A 14764-nucleotide genomic window follows, 5' to 3' on the forward strand; every position below is an offset into this window, starting at 1 on the left:
GTTCGCTGAAATTAATCCGTAGATTTGTCGTACTACCCTCAAGGCTAAATAGCCCCCATCCCCCCTTCATAGTGATCTCCGTAAAAGAACAAGTTCTTTAGGCTAAGCAATTCAGGTTTTTGTTGTTAAATTTGCAGCCTTAAGTAAATAAGGAGACACGTAATTTATGAATTTAGAACAACTCATAGCGGTAAGCGGCTTATCCGGCATATACCGAATGGCAGCCAACCGCAGCAACGGCTTAATCATAGAAGATGTCCAATCGGGCAAGCGCCGGTTTGCATCTTCACGGAAGCACCAATTTACCCCCCTGGAGTCTATCTCCATCTTTACGGATGACGGAGACTCCATGGAGCTAAAAAAAGTGTTCCGAAACATGAAACAACAACAGGAGGATAATCCGCCCCCTGCTGCATCTGCCAAATCAGAGGAACTGCACGAATACTTCGCTGAGGTATTACCGACCTACGACCGGGACCGGGTCTTCAACGGTGATATCAAGAAAGTGATAAAGTGGTTTAACTACCTCGATGAAGCGGGATTGCTGAATGATTCAGCAGAAAGCGAAGAAGAAGAATAAAACGGCACTTAGCTGGCACGGACGCTCCCCCTCAAAGCGCCCAGTGACTCGCTTCCGTGCCAGCCCATCCCCCCACCTTGATTGCTCTTCGGCGCTTTTCCCAAACAAATTCCTCAGATTGGGTAACAAATAGCAGTAAGTAGCGTAAACCTTCTTAACGTACCCCCCGGTACAACATTCGATCATTGAAGGGAAAATTTCACGATTGTGGTTCCCGGGGGGAACAACCAACTGTGAGAAAATATACATTCCCGTTGTGTGCCCGTATAACTGTAGAAACGTGCGGCACCCCTAAATCATGATTCTCATGACCAAGACGGCTACTGTTCTGCAAGAACATGAAAGAGCATTTGTGCCTAAGGAGTTCAAAGTGACGACCTGGTCAAGGCTTCAGCCTTACTACCGGGATTTGCTCAAGCGGCAGATTCATACCAAGCAGGAACTTGAACAATGGCTGAAAGATAAGAGCGAACTGGATGCTGTGGTCAGTGAAGCTTTTTCCTGGCGTTATATCAAAATCACTATAGACAGTACCGATGATAAAGCCGAATCCCTGTATCAATATGCCGTGCAGGAGCTGGCGCCTAAAATCACCGCGCTTGAGAACGAACTCAATGAAAAACTGGTCAACTGCCCTTATATTACACAATTAGATGAGGGCCAGTACCTCATTCACCTGCGTAGTATCCGCAATGCCGTAAACCTGTTCCGGGAGGAAAATATCCCTCTGGCTACTGAAATCCAACTAAAATCCAAAGAGTACGTTAAGATCTTCTCCGAAATGACCATAGGAGTAGATGGCAAGCAAATGACCCTGCAGAAAGCTTCTTCTCTACTCGAAGAACCCAGCCGGGTCTACCGTGAGGAAGTATACCACAAAATCCATGCCCGTCTGCTGGAAGAAACAGCGCCTCTGGACAACCTCTTTGATACCCTCAAAGATATGCGGCATCAGATGGCAAAGAATGCAGGATTCGAAAACTTCAGGGACTTTAAGTTTAGGGCACTTGGCCGTTTTGACTATGAGGTCCGGGACTGTGAGGATTTTCACCACTCTATTCAAACGGAGATTGTCCCGCTCGTTGATGAGCTGAACCAGTACCGGCAGGAAACGCTTCAACTGGAACGGCTACGCCCGTGGGATTTGTTTGTCGACCCTACTGGTGACCAGCCCCTTCGCCCCTTCCAGACTATTGATGACCTGGTAGAGAAATCTACCGCCTGCCTTTATAAGGTTCACCCTGAGTTCGGCCAGACCCTGGAAATCATGAGTGAGCTGGGGCACCTTGACCTGGATTCCCGTCCGGGCAAACGGCCTGGTGGCTACAATATGCCACTCCACCTGACTGGTATCCCATTCATCTTCATGAACGCGACGACTTCCCTAAGCGATATGCGCACGCTAATGCACGAAGCCGGCCACGCCGTACATAGCCGGCTTACCAACCATTACAAACTCAAGACCGCTAAGCGCGTGCCTTCCGAGGTTGCAGAATTGGCAGCGATGAGCATGGAGCTGCTGACTATGGAGCATTGGGATGTCTTTTTCGAAGACCCGGAAGAACTGCGGCGGGCAAAAATCAACCAACTGGAATACGTCCTCAAGGTATTGCCCTGGATCGCAACGATTGACAAATTCCAGCATTGGGTGTACACGCACCCTGAGCATCAGCAGGAAGACCGGCAGGAGGCCTGGATGCAGATCATGAAATCTTTTAATTCTCCAACCATCGACCATTCAGGACTGGAGCATTACCTGGAACACCTCTGGCATAAACAACTGCACATTTTTGAAGTGCCTTTTTACTATATCGAGTACGGTATGGCTCAACTTGGCGCTATCGCTATTTGGAAAAGGTACCGGGAAGAGCCCGAGGCTGCCATAAAGGATTACCTGAACGCACTTAAACTCGGCTATACCCGCAATGTCCGGGAAATCTACCAGGCCGCTGGTATCGAGTTTAATTTTTCCAGGTCATACGTCAGCGAGCTGGGTGCATTTATCAAATCAGAGCTTCAGGCCCTGATTGATTAACCTTCCGTTGCTCAACCCTTACAACTCATAACGCGCCCTCTTTCTATCAGGTAAGTGGCACTTACTGCCTGATTCCCAGTGCCTCAAAAGGGTAATACTCCAAGCCAATCTGATCAAGGGAATGCCCTCCCTTTACATTCGTCAGTTTCATCTCGTAAATGCCCAGATTATGGGTCGTGGCGATTTGGGCACCTGTAGACAACGTTGTCCAGTTTTCCCAGGTGGCGTCCAGCCCCCCGATCGGGATGATTGAAACCCACATTTCGTAGCGTTCCGGCTTACCATCTGCTCCAAGGTGCCAAAGGTAGGCATCCCCGGGGGTCACGCCTCCGCTTTCGTAGGTGACAAGCAGTGCCTTTTCACCGCCTTCCAGGTCTACCAAAGCCCGCTGAGTACCCGGGTCGAAAACTTTGGCGGGCGCATTCAACCAAAAAGAGTCATTGCAAAAATAAGCCCAGGCTTCCTGAACCGCCGCCTCAGCAGCCTCCCCTTTCAGGAGCTGCTCGCTATCCCACGCTTTCCCGTTGGGCCCATCTGTACGAAGCAGTACCTCTTTGCTTCCCCATTTTACCTGAACAAGCCCCGCCTGCTTATCCCACACATAATCATGCCCGCCGGGAAAAGACCAGCGTACAAACCGGGTGTTATTCCAGGCTTCCACATTGACCGCCTGCTGCATCTCGCGCGCCAGCTCATCTGCTTTTGCCCCGGGTGTGCCTTCCGGAATCGGCTCGTTGGCCAGCCAGGCAGCACCTAAGGCCAGCAGCACTAATGCCGCAAAGACAATTCCAATGATCTTTAAGGTTTTGCGCATAGCTATCAATTTGAGATAGTTCTGAAAAGTATAGTATCCACACAGGAAAGAGCGGAAAGGAAAAAAAGTTGGAAATAGACGTCGTTTTTAGTCAATTCCCTACCAATTCCGTTTGTAGGCTTTAGAAAAAATTTCTCATTAGACTGTATAAACACCAAAAGGGGCAACGGCAAAACTGCCGTGCCCCTAAGTTTCTTTTTGAAAAGATACGATTGTAAGTGTTTTTGAATGCTATCCGCCATCAAAGGATTTCAGATATGCTTTAAAACCCTTACTTTTGCAGTTATAGTTTACTAATGCATTATTGACCTGCGCTTTGGTGGAAACCTGAGTGCAGGTTTTTTCTTCAATGCAAACCGTATCTGCTCCTTAAGCGTTGGTAGTCGTTTTTCCTGCACCCACACCAACAGACTCCTCTGAGCCTTCAGCTGACTTGGAGATCGCCAGTGAGTAAATCACCAGACCAAAGCCGATCTTGTTTACAGCGTCACCAATGTTGTAGATGATGTCCATAGACTCGCCCGGGATAACCCCTGCCAGCCAACCTGTGTCGATGGTCATGTAACCGATCGGGTAAATCGCCCAGCCGGCAAAGACAAACCATGCCAGTGCATTGAAGCCTTTCTGCAGCTTAGGATCGTTGGAGTTAGAAGACAGGCGCTTGGCAGAACCAAACCATACTTCGTACAAAATGCCAACGTAACCAATTGTGGAAATGAAACCCCAAAGTGGAGACTGATCGCGGAAAACGGTCTCACCGAGATATCCGGCTACCAGCATCACCAGTGAATAGAAGATCATCTTCCAAAGCAGACCGACCTTTGCACCGAAAGCGCGCAGAATGAGGTAAAACTCAACGCACATCAGGGGCACTGTCAGGATCCAGTCAATATAGCGGAACTCCGTTGGAGAAGCCTGATTGGTTGCCCAAAAGTCTCTCATGTAGAAGTAGTGTACCGCTGCAATGAAGGTAATGAGGCCAGACACCAGCATGGAGTCTTTCCACTTGCCTTTCACCTGGCTAAACTGGAAGAAAAAGAATACCGTGGCGGCTGCCATGGCCATTGAACCGATGAAGAAGGTAAAACCTACATAATCACCGGACTTGAGCTGCGCAAGCAGCAAGGGTTGGATGTTTACTAATGCGTCCATGATTTAGATTTATTGAATTACGTTAAAGAACTGTTAAAAGACACTGCACTAACAGCGTCGTGAAAAAATGGTTTAAAAATTTGTCAAATTTTCAAACCGCCGAACCAAATGATTCAAAATTCTTTGTTCATGGAATTATATGCCGAAGCAGCATTGCCTTCCTGGTACAATTGGTCTATCAAAATCATGTGTGGCAGTGTTACCACGGAGATAAACACAAACACAATTCCAATGTTGAGCGGAATATCCATTTTCACCTGTGCGAAAGCGAATACGCCAAGTGTTCCGATTGCAGCCAGACTCAAAGGCAATGCATTTTTAATGTACTGAGCCACATTATAGGACTGTACCTGCCTCCTGAAAAAACGTATCTGATCCATCATCGAGCTCAAGGAATGCCAGCAGACAAAATAAATGGCAAACCCCAGCAGCAATGGCAGATTAATTAGCAAAAGCGCCAATGCGAAAAGATTGACAACTTCATCCATGAATTCTTTTCTCGTGACCTTGTCTTGCACAAAGTAATAAACACAAAGCCATAGGTTAAGCACCAATAGCGTGATACTGACCGCCTCTCTCCAGGCTCCGCTGATTTGTGGAGCAGGGGCCCCCGTTATACTGCCAATAATTGGTGCCGCAGTTTCGTAATGCCAGAGTATGGGCACAAACAGCACAAAGCTCCCCCACAACACATGCGTCCCTACAGCTTCCAGCTTGGATTGAAACCCTACATAATTCCAGTTGGACTGACCAAAATGGTAGATTGAAATACCGAGAAACACAAGGAGCGCTAATTCCGGAAGTATCCACCATAATGCAGCAAAAGCAGCCATCAGCAGAATATAATTGATGTAAAACCGGGTCATTTCCCGACTGCCCCAGAGCGGGCGGGAGAGTTGCTGAAAAATAAGATAATCTGTTGCTCCGTGAGGGATCCCGATCAGCAGAATCATAACCAGCGCAACAATCAGCTGTACACTCGACAGCCAGCCTGGCACCAGCAAACTCAGTAGCACAGCAAGCAGCGCTATGCCCTGAATGGACCGGTAAAGTACAGGGTACCTGGATGTCATGGTGTCTGTAATTTATCCTGAACAGGAATAGCCCAGGCAACCGGTGCCTTCTCAGCAGGATCAGAAGCCTTCCTCTCCCTGGGTGTTGCTTTCATCGGACCGAATACGCGCCAAACTGCCTTAAGAAACGTTGGGATGGGCAACCGCAAAAATATTTTTGCTTCCTGCCACAGCTTTGTCCCCTCAGCAAGAAAACGGAATATCGTCTCGATCGGCGTATACCGGAACAGGCTGGAAAAAATGCCTTTCCCTAAATCGCCTCTGTTCTGTAAAATATTGAGCAGCAACTGATCGTAGAACCGAAAACGCACGGGGCTTTTGACTCTACTGTCCGGATACTGCCCTGACTCGAGCTGTGCACAAACCTGTGCCGCTTGCTGCCGGATTCTGGAGAAAGCATAGCCAGTCGTGGGCTTGACGGCTCCACCTGCTGTTCCGATATTGATCACATTAGGGTACATTTCCTTTGGCATTATCTGGTCCGTCATGGGAATAGCTCCCGACTCGCATTCTGCGATGGTGTAATGCAAAATCCCTAAAGTTTGTTCAACATAAGTTTTTAATTCGGATTGGTACTCGGATGGTTGCAAACGGGCAGGAGAAAAAACAGTATACTCAACTAATGCGCGCCGTTCGTCGATTGGTAAGAGGTAAAAGAAGCGGGTACTTCCTTTCTGTGGGGTACGGAAGTCCATCAAATAGCCTTTCTGAGGGTCGAAAGCAGGTGATTCGGTCTCTATCCACCAGCCTGCGAAATGCTGAAGAAGAAAGTGTGCCCCGGGGTCAGGTTTAGGTAGCGTACAACTGTTGAAGATGTACTTTCCGGTGTAAGATGCACGGTTGGTTACTACCCCGGCGCCATTTGTTGTGGAATGATAATGAAGTACCCGCTCCTGCCGGAAGGATACATTCGCGTAATCGCGTAGCTTAGCCCAGGCATATTCGTAGAAATCTCCTCCCCTGATCATCTTGTAAGTCAGACGACCAAGCGCTCCGCCGTGTTGATGCGCCTCGTTTAGGAAAGATAAATGAGACCAGGATTTGTACACCAGGTGCTCAAGGTCATCCGTTTCATCAGACCAGTAGCACCAGGTCCGGTCATTGCTCTGCTTGAGGTCCTGATCTATCAGCAGAATCCGGGCGCTGGACAGTGCCCCGTCCACCATATTACAGGCTAGGCTCAACCCGGCGGCACCTGCCCCGGCGATGATGTAATCGTAGTGCTCCGACATGTTTACTAATGCATCTTTTGCAGCGCCAACACAGGCCCCGCTAAATTATAAAAGTGAGACAAAGCACCTTGAAAAAGGTTTACAAAACAGAATTCTTTTTGGAAAAAACCCACATTAATAATATCTAATTCCGAAACCGGCCAGCCCAATAAGTTTCGACAAAACACAACCGGAAAGTGCCATAAAACCAGAAAACCCAGTACATTGTGGATAGATTTGATTTTTCAGCAACTATGTACACCAAACCCGGCATTTTTTCATGGATTTCCCAGTTGGGCGTCACACCTGGCTTGAACCGGGTGGAAGTTGCCCGCATTGTAATCCTGAACCGGCTCAATCTGGCAGGAGCGAGCGTTGCGCTACTGGTTGGAATAAAAGATCTTCTGCTAAAAGGTCCAGAAGTCACTGTATTGCTGCCTATTTTGCTTTTTTTTATTGGAGAACTCCTGTTATCCTACTTCACTCTACATCATGCAGCCCGGTATGCGGCCAATATTGTCTTGCCACTTTTACTGACTGCGGTACTCCTACTTTACGGTCCTTCAATAGGTGCAGGCTATACCCTGTTCGTGTTTATTACCACCGCTATTATCTTCCACCAAAAATGGACGGTCCGCATTGCACTTATTGTATTCATCATACTGCTTTTTACCGGTTCCAGTATTGCACTGCTCTCGATCAGCCCTCCGTTAGCGGCCAGGATTGACCCACTGGACAGCATCATTACCTTTATCGGCACCTCCCTTGCCGTCAGCCTTATGATCACCTACTTTTTTCATGAAAACCAGAAGTATGAAGAGGAGCAAGCTCAACTGATGAAATCGCTTAAAACCTCCAACGCTGCGCTTCAAAAAGCAAATATTGAGCTGGAACGGTTCGCTTATATTGCCTCTCATGATCTGAAGACACCCATTCGGAATATCTCCAGTTTCCTGGGACTGGCAGAACGCGATCTGGAAAAGGGCAAGTACGACGACCTGCATACCTACTTCAGGTTTGCCAGGGCAGGCGCCCGGCAAATGAATACTCTTGTTGAAGATATCCTTGACTTTTCCCGGCTGAATAACCCCGATGAGCACCAGATAGAGTCCACTGACCTGAACAAGCTGCTAATGGATTGTACCAAACAGCTGCGCGGAACCTATGGCGACGAATTCGAGGTAAAGCTACGGGACTTGCCCACTATACAGACTTCGCCCAACCTCTTGTCCATACTCTGTATGAACCTCCTGGACAATGCCATAAAATACAATTCAACAGGCCATCCGTCCATTGAAGTATCGGCCAGCGCCCTTTCTGCAAAGTGGGTCATCACATTCAAAGACAATGGAATTGGTATACCTGCCGAGTTCCAGGAAAAGGTATTTGACATGTTCCAGCGGCTTCACCCACCCGATCAGTACAGCGGGACCGGTATAGGGCTTGCCATGTGCAAAAAAGTGGCGGAGCGCCTTGGGGGAACGATTACGCTTCAGTCAAAGCCTGGCAAAGGCAGCACTTTTTTGGTAGCTCTGCCCAAAACCCCGCCTGCCGGAACCGCCTTACCGGCTTACGATTGACCTCAGCTTACTCGGCACACTAAACCGTTGGCCATATTTCTTTTTAAAGACGCCGCAGCGCTTGATGAAAGCCTCTACACCATAATCATTAACGTACTGAATGACGCCCCCTTTGAAGGCCGGAAAGCCCCAGCCAAAAATACTGCCCAAATTGGCAGCAGGTACCGAGTGGATGACCTTTTCCTGCATACACCAAACCGCTTCGAGGACCTGTGCGAACAGAAAGCGCTCCATCAACTCTTCGTGCTTCGCCCGTTTCTTACTACTGGAAAATGCCTCCTCAAGCCCTTTCCAGAGCCCAGCGGGTTGCTCGCCCTGATAATTATAGAAGCCAGCCCGCTTTTGCTGACCCGGGCGTTGCAGCTCCTCGAGCATCACCCGGAGCACCTCTACTGCAGGGTGCTGAATATACTTCGCCCCATAGTGCTCTGCAGCCTGATTCTCATAACGCAATACCATATTCAACCCCAGATGGTCAGCCAGGGCCAACGCGCCTTTAGGCATACCTGCCTGAACGCCGAGGTTCTCAATCAATGCCGGAGGATAACCCTCGGACAGCATGGTTATGCCTTCCAAAATGAAGGTGTTCTGTACCCGTGCTGCAAAGAACCCCCAATCATCCTTCACTACAATTGGTGTCTTCCGAATCGCCCTCACAAAGTCAAAGGCACGGGCTACCGATTCGTCTGAGGTCTCAGCCCCCCTTACGATCTCCACCAGCGGCACTTCTTCAGCAGGTGGGAAAAAGTGCAGCCCGATGTAATTCGCTGGCCGGAGTGACCCCTGAGCCAGTTTCGTGATGGGGATTGAAATGGTATTGGTCCCAAACAAGCTGTAATCATCAATGTATTCTTCAGCCTCCCGCATGACCTTTTGTTTGACCATCCGGTTTTCAAAGACCGCCTCTATGACCAGGTCACAGTCTTCAAAATCAGCGGAAGACTCGGTGGTTTGAATCCGCCTGAGCATGGCTTCGCACTCTTCGGGCTTTTTGCGCCCGCTGGCTTTCATTTGCTCCAACCGTTTGCTGACGTAGTCGAGCCCACGTTCGGCAATGGGCTTAGATACATCCTTGAGTACTACTTCCATACCGTAGTCCAGACACACGTAGGCTATCCCGGACCCCATGCGCCCGGCGCCGATAATCCCCACTTTACGCGGTCGGAATTTCCCAAATCCCTTAGGACGGTTGCCGCCGTTTTTGATGAAGTTCTGGTCTGACCAAAACGCTTTAATCATATTTTTGGTCTCCTTGCTGCGCAACAAGCTCGTAAAATGGCGGCTTTCCAAACGGCTGGCCGTATCAAAATCCACCTTTGACCCTTCGTAAAGAATGTTGAGCAAAGCACGCTGAGCGGGCAGGCGGTGGGCACCGGTAGCAAACAGACGGGCTGATTCGTTGCGCAGAAAGATGACCACTGCCGGGTCCTTTGCAGTTCCGCCCGGGATCGTTGCCCCTTTCTGGTCCCAGGGCCGGCGGGCTTCCCGGGTATTCATGATCCAGGCTTTAGCTTTTTCCTTCATTTCCCGGTCGTTGACCGCCAGTTCATCAATCAGCCCCAGTTGCAGGGCTTCCTGTGGATTGTAACGATGCCCCCCGGTAAGAATGGGATAGGCTTTCTGAACGCCCAACAGCCAGGTAAGCCGGGCAATACCTCCTCCTCCCGGGATGAGCCCCAACTGGGCTTCCGGAAATCCAAAACGGGTGGTATTCTTGTCAATGGCAATACGGTGGTGGCACGCCAGCGCCAATTCAAACCCCGCGCCCAATGCTGAACCGTTGATCGCAGCCACTACCGGAACCCCTGGGTTTTCCAACGCCCGGAAAGTGGTCTTTAGTTGCTCTGCCAGTTGGAAGATGGCTTCCGGATCATCCGTTTTGGAAAGGTACTCCAGGTCACCACCGGTACAGAACGTCTTTTTGGCTGAGGTGATAATGACGCCCCTTAGAGTCCCTTTCTGTTTTTCTGCCCGAAGGTGCTCAATTACAGGTAAGAAAGCACGGCTGACTTCATGATTGATGATATTGGTATCCCGCCCTGCCATATCGAGGGTAAGGGTGACTATATGGTCCGTATCTTTTTTGTAATAAATCATTAGCTTATTGATTTGGCGCTGAGCATTAATTCATGGAAAACGAGTTACGGCTAAACCCGCTCAATAATGGTGGCAATCCCCATCCCTCCGCCCGCACAGAGCGTTACACAACCGGTTTGCTTACCCTGCCGCTCCAGTTCATCGAGCAGGGTGCCCAGCAGCATGGCACCGGTAGCTCCCAAAGGGTGCCCCATGGCGATTGCGCCACCGTTCACATTCAGTTTGCCATCGGGTATTTTGAGCTCGCGCTGGAATTTGAGGACCACCGAAGCAAAGGCTTCATTGCACTCCCAAAGGTCTATGTCCTTTACCGTCATCCCGGCTAGCTGAAGCGCTTTCTCAGCTGCAGGTGCCGGCCCGGTTAGCATCAAAGTAGGGTCTACGCTAACGGTCGCAGCAGCCCTGATCTTCGCCCGGGCCTTCAACTCAGCTTCTTTTCCTGCGACCGCACTTCCTACGAGCACCAGCGCAGCTCCATCCACTATACCAGAGGAGTTGCCGGCTGTGTGGGCGTGTTGGACAGATTCCAGCACCGGATAACGCTCCAGGGCCATATCGTCAAACCCCATCCTCCCCAGGTGCTCAAATGCAGGCTTTAGCTGACTGAGCTTATCCATCGTCACATCCGTACGGACCGCCTCGTCCCGGTCCAGGATCAACAGGCCATTTCGATCATAAATAGGCACCAGTGATTTTGAGAAGTAGCCGGCTTCCACCGCGTGCCGGGCCCGCTGCTGAGACTGATAGGCATATTCATCAAGCATTTCCCGGGAGAAGCCCTCCAGGGTGGCAATCAGGTCAGCCGCAACACCCTGTGGCAGGTAGTGCGCTCCGGCCATCACTTCTGGATCGAAGAGCAGAGCACCACCATCTGTGCCCATGGGTATACGGCTCATGCTTTCCACACCGCCCGCCAGCAACAGATTTCCCCAGCCCGAACGTATTTTCATCGCCGCCAGATTGACGGCTTCCAGACCAGAGGCACAGTAACGGTTGATTTGAAGGCTTCCGCCTGAAGTATTCCAGCCGTTGTGCAGCAAGGCAGCCTGGGCAATATTGTGCCCCTGATCATCAATGGGCGTCACACATCCAATAATGGTATCATCCAGTCGGGCAGGATCAACCGGGTGGCGGCTTTGCAGGGCCTGCAGGGTGGCCGACAGCAACTCGACGGGCTTGACTTCGTAGAGCGCACCGCTGCTTTTCCCCTTTCCACGGGGTGTGCGCAGGGCATCGTAAATGAAAGCTTCTGGCATAGCAGTAGTTTTTGATGAGCGGGCATGCCCCGCCCTGCACAAAAATATCATTTTAATACCCCCATCCTAAATAAGAACGATCAATTTAGGGCCTGACCAGAGGTCGTATATCGCATTTCTGCCGGATTAAGTAGAAATATCTGGCAACTCGTCAGCTCAGGATGTACTTTTGTACCGTAATCAACACAGAATACCACCGATGCCAAGAAGAAAAGTTACGCCCTTCGCCCGTTTCCTGCTCGCTATGATCATCATTGTGCCGTTGGCCTTTGCCGGTGCCTCCTACATCAACGGAGAGGACCCGATTGCCAATTTCAAATCGATAACCGGCATGGAGACCACGGAACAGCCAAAGGAAGCCCCTGCTAAAGACAGCAAACCTAAAGAAAAGACTTCCGAAAAGCCCGCCACAGAAAGTATTGAAGCCCTGAAAAAGGAGAATGCCCGCCTCAAGCGTGAAATCAAAGAACGCGATCAGGCTATCAAAGACTTACAGGAACAACTGAAAAACACTCAGTAATGGAATTGCTTTTACTCGATGCCCACGGTCCCACTTACTGGGCGCTGAAGTTCATCCTCAACGCGCTGGCACTCATGGCTGGCGCCCATTTCCTAAATGGCGTACGCATTGACGACTTTGTACGAGCCATGCTGGTGGCTATAGTTCTGGCCATCCTGAACGCTACGCTGGGCGGTGTGCTGGACTTTATCACCACGCCTCTGCGCTACCTCACCCTGGGGCTATTTAGCTTTGTGGTGGATGGTGCATTGCTACTTATTGCGGCTTACTTCCTAAAAGGGTTTCATATTGACAATTTCAAATCTGCCTTTTTCCTGGCTATCCTCCTGGCTATTTTCAATACGGTGCTGTACGGAATATTTCTCTAGGACTTATCCCGCTGCAATCCAACTTGTAGCCCCAGGTAGACATTCCGCCCGGGTGCTGCCTCAAAAAAGCGCCCTCCGAAGGCATTCAGCCGAATGTTACTGACATACCGGGCATCCAGCAGATTGTTGATGCCGCCAAAGGCTTGTAGTTCACCCCATTTAAATGCAATGCCATACGTAGCCCGGAGGTTGAGTTCCAGAAAAGCCGGTGCTGTTGCCGTATTCGAGTCATCGGCAAACAACTCACTCAGGTAGCGCCCCTCCAGGGTTACGCTGCCTTTTGGCAAATACTGCCAGGCAATCATACCTGACCACAGGTGCCGTGGAATCCCCGGCAAAATATTACCATCAAATACCAGTCCTGATGCCTCATACTCCTGATAGACAAAGTCCGAGAAGGTGTAAGAAAGCCGCCCTTTCCAGTTGGAGAATGGCGACCATTGCAGCCAGGACTCTACGCCCTGCCGGCGGGAGCGCCCCGCATTGCGGTAAAATACGCGACCCGGGCTATCGCTCAGCTCATAGGGCAGGCGTTCCTGCTCCAGTTGGATATAAAAAGCAGCAATCCGGTACGCCAGCTTTGAGGCGAACTGCCCCTTCAGCCCCACCTCGTAATTATGAGCCTGTTGCGGCTGTAAATCTTCGTTGAACCCCTGCGCCCCGCCCGGATTAGCCGATAACTCGCTGAGTGTAGGGGTTTCAAAGCTGTAGCTGTAATTGAAGTAGGTATGATGGCCCGATGCATAGTCATAACTGATGCCGGCGGAAGGACTAAAATTTTGGTACGACCGGTCGCCGGAGTCATTCCCATCGGATAAGAAAGCATCCTCTGCCGAAAGGTAATTAGCATCATAGCGCAATGCAGCGGTCAGCCAGATACGGTTGACCGGCTGCCATTCCTGCACCGTATACAAACCTAAGCTCCGAAAGACTTCATCCTGATTAAAGACGAGATCGCCCTGTTCGCCTTCCAGGTTGTCGAAGCGTTCCCGCTGATCGCGCTGTGCCTGTGCATCTACCCCCCAAACCTGACGCCAGGGCTGCCCAAGCAAGGTCCCGCTATGCCGCAAGCGCCCTCCCAGCCCACTAAATTGGCGAAAAAGGTCTACGGCCCCGCCCCCTTCGAAAGGCAACAGATTGGAAAAGTCCCGGAACAACGCAAAGCCATAAGCTTCCAGTTGCCAGTCCTCCGTCAGGGCATAGTCCAGGGTCAGCCCTGCCCTACCCTGCTCTACGGATTCCCCTGCGTCGTAGAGGAAATTGCGCCCCCAGGCCTGACGGCGGTCTTCTGACAGGGCCTCTGCGGGAAGCCCGCCGGGGTCCTGCGCGATGGGGCTATTGACATAATTCAGCAGCAGCTCTACCTGGCCGCGATCGCCCAACTGCCGACGCAACCGGCCATTGAGCAGGGTATTTTCCACCCTGCTGTGCGCCCGATAGCCTTCCTGCCGGGTGTGTGCGCCGTAAGCCAGCCAACTGTAAGCTCCACTCCGGCCACCACCCTTCAGCGTATACCGTTGAAAACCGTAGCTGCCCGCACTTAGCCGGGCTTCCGCCATCGCTGATTCCGGAGGGGCTTCCGTTTGCAACTGAATGACGCCGCCAGCAGCATTGCCATACATGCCCGAAGCCGGCCCACTGAGCAAGCTGGCCTGATTCAAAATGCCCCCATCAAGGTTATCGACCTGCCCCTGCCCATCCGGCGTGGTCTCCGGAAGACCGTCCACCCATATCTGAATGCCACGAATGCCAAAAGCTGAGCGGGCACCAAAGCCCCGTACCGACAACCGAAGGTCCTGCGCAAAATTATTGGGGTTGAGGATAAGCAGACCGGGCAGTTGACTGAGCGCCGGAGCTAATGACAAATGCTGCCGCCCGTTTTGCCAGTCTGCCTCCTGCAGCTGATGAATGCTGTAAGGGGCTCTGATAGCGGGTACGGGCAGACGTGTGGTACGGACGATTACTGCCGAGTCTAAGCCTGTGGTAAGCAAAGTATCTGACTGTGTAGTACCGGTAGCTATCCATAGTACCTGCAGGACCAGCATAAAAAGGAAGGAGCGGAACATGCTTTTTTAGGA

12 protein-coding genes are annotated in these 14764 nt (G+C 50.9%); 5 read left to right on the forward strand and 7 right to left on the reverse strand.

Going from position 1 to position 14764, the window contains the following annotated elements:
- The first annotated feature begins 166 nt into the window (after positions 1-166).
- Both ACO08I_RS10395 and ACO08I_RS10400 read left to right on the forward strand, forming a co-directional pair.
- Positions 167-580, forward strand: coding sequence for a DUF5606 domain-containing protein (locus ACO08I_RS10395; RefSeq protein ID WP_282775642.1), 414 nt, complete (start codon positions 167-169; stop codon positions 578-580).
- A gap of 307 nt (positions 581-887) precedes the next feature.
- Positions 888-2615: a M3 family oligoendopeptidase gene (locus ACO08I_RS10400; protein ID WP_282775643.1), complete on the forward strand. Its 1728-nt coding sequence runs from the start codon at positions 888-890 to the stop codon at positions 2613-2615.
- Between the two features lie 61 nt (positions 2616-2676).
- Here the strand turns inward: ACO08I_RS10400 and ACO08I_RS10405 are convergent, their stop codons facing one another.
- From ACO08I_RS10405 to ACO08I_RS10420, 4 genes are all read right to left on the reverse strand, one after another.
- Positions 2677-3429 carry a hypothetical protein gene (locus ACO08I_RS10405; protein WP_282775644.1) on the reverse strand — a complete coding sequence of 251 codons (753 nt, stop codon included), beginning with the start codon at positions 3427-3429 and terminating at the stop codon, positions 2677-2679.
- 369 nt (positions 3430-3798) lie between these two features.
- Positions 3799-4581: a bacteriorhodopsin-like gene (locus ACO08I_RS10410; protein WP_044221904.1), complete on the reverse strand. Its 783-nt coding sequence runs from the start codon at positions 4579-4581 to the stop codon at positions 3799-3801.
- Positions 4582-4694: 113 nt separating this feature from the next.
- On the reverse strand, positions 4695-5579 hold the full coding sequence (locus tag ACO08I_RS10415; RefSeq protein WP_421949280.1) for a Brp/Blh family beta-carotene 15,15'-dioxygenase: 885 nt from the start codon (positions 5577-5579) through the stop codon (positions 4695-4697).
- Positions 5580-5650: 71 nt separating this feature from the next.
- Complete coding sequence (locus ACO08I_RS10420; RefSeq protein ID WP_421949281.1) at positions 5651-6886, reverse strand: lycopene cyclase family protein; 1236 nt, start codon at positions 6884-6886, stop codon at positions 5651-5653.
- Between the two features lie 206 nt (positions 6887-7092).
- Between ACO08I_RS10420 and ACO08I_RS10425 the strand changes: the two genes are divergently transcribed.
- Entirely contained in the window at positions 7093-8445 is a 1353-nt protein-coding gene (locus ACO08I_RS10425) for a sensor histidine kinase (protein ID WP_421949282.1), read from the forward strand.
- On the opposite strand, the gene ACO08I_RS10430 is transcribed toward ACO08I_RS10425, so the two are convergent.
- Together ACO08I_RS10430 and ACO08I_RS10435 are read right to left on the reverse strand one after the other, a co-directional pair.
- A complete protein-coding gene (locus tag ACO08I_RS10430; RefSeq protein WP_282775648.1) occupies positions 8428-10542 on the reverse strand; it encodes a 3-hydroxyacyl-CoA dehydrogenase NAD-binding domain-containing protein in 2115 nt (704 codons plus the stop codon). The two genes, ACO08I_RS10425 and ACO08I_RS10430, sit on opposite strands and share 18 nt — an antisense overlap.
- Before the next feature lie 50 nt (positions 10543-10592).
- Complete coding sequence (locus ACO08I_RS10435; RefSeq protein WP_421949283.1) at positions 10593-11798, reverse strand: acetyl-CoA C-acetyltransferase; 1206 nt, start codon at positions 11796-11798, stop codon at positions 10593-10595.
- A 199-nt stretch (positions 11799-11997) separates the two neighbouring features.
- Between ACO08I_RS10435 and ACO08I_RS10440 the strand changes: the two genes are divergently transcribed.
- Positions 11998-12318: a hypothetical protein gene (locus ACO08I_RS10440; RefSeq protein ID WP_282775650.1), complete on the forward strand. Its 321-nt coding sequence runs from the start codon at positions 11998-12000 to the stop codon at positions 12316-12318.
- Positions 12318-12686 (forward strand): phage holin family protein, encoded by a 369-nt coding sequence (locus ACO08I_RS10445; RefSeq protein ID WP_282775651.1) that lies wholly within the window; start codon positions 12318-12320, stop codon positions 12684-12686. Before ACO08I_RS10440 ends, ACO08I_RS10445 begins: the two co-directional genes overlap by 1 nt.
- On the opposite strand, the gene ACO08I_RS10450 is transcribed toward ACO08I_RS10445, so the two are convergent.
- Positions 12683-14752 carry a TonB-dependent receptor family protein gene (locus tag ACO08I_RS10450; protein ID WP_282775652.1) on the reverse strand — a complete coding sequence of 690 codons (2070 nt, stop codon included), beginning with the start codon at positions 14750-14752 and terminating at the stop codon, positions 12683-12685. The two genes, ACO08I_RS10445 and ACO08I_RS10450, sit on opposite strands and share 4 nt — an antisense overlap.
- Positions 14753-14764: the final 12 nt, after the last annotated feature.

Source organism: Phaeodactylibacter xiamenensis, assembly GCF_965229835.1.
GTDB lineage: Bacteria > Bacteroidota > Bacteroidia > Chitinophagales > Saprospiraceae > Phaeodactylibacter > Phaeodactylibacter xiamenensis.

Bases quoted from the DNA above. Each gene is read 5' to 3' on its own strand.
- ACO08I_RS10395 (WP_282775642.1), top strand. From the start codon at position 167: ATGAATTTAGAACAACTCATAGCGGTAAGCGGCTTATCCGGCATATAC.
- ACO08I_RS10400 (WP_282775643.1), top strand. From the start codon at position 888: ATGACCAAGACGGCTACTGTTCTGCAAGAACATGAAAGAGCATTTGTG.
- ACO08I_RS10405 (WP_282775644.1), bottom strand. From the start codon at position 3,429: ATGCGCAAAACCTTAAAGATCATTGGAATTGTCTTTGCGGCATTAGTG.
- ACO08I_RS10410 (WP_044221904.1), bottom strand. From the start codon at position 4,581: ATGGACGCATTAGTAAACATCCAACCCTTGCTGCTTGCGCAGCTCAAG.
- ACO08I_RS10420 (WP_421949281.1), bottom strand. From the start codon at position 6,886: ATGTCGGAGCACTACGATTACATCATCGCCGGGGCAGGTGCCGCCGGG.
- ACO08I_RS10430 (WP_282775648.1), bottom strand. From the start codon at position 10,542: ATGATTTATTACAAAAAAGATACGGACCATATAGTCACCCTTACCCTC.
- ACO08I_RS10435 (WP_421949283.1), bottom strand. From the start codon at position 11,798: ATGCCAGAAGCTTTCATTTACGATGCCCTGCGCACACCCCGTGGAAAG.
- ACO08I_RS10440 (WP_282775650.1), top strand. From the start codon at position 11,998: ATGCCAAGAAGAAAAGTTACGCCCTTCGCCCGTTTCCTGCTCGCTATG.
- ACO08I_RS10445 (WP_282775651.1), top strand. From the start codon at position 12,318: ATGGAATTGCTTTTACTCGATGCCCACGGTCCCACTTACTGGGCGCTG.
- ACO08I_RS10450 (WP_282775652.1), bottom strand. From the start codon at position 14,752: ATGTTCCGCTCCTTCCTTTTTATGCTGGTCCTGCAGGTACTATGGATA.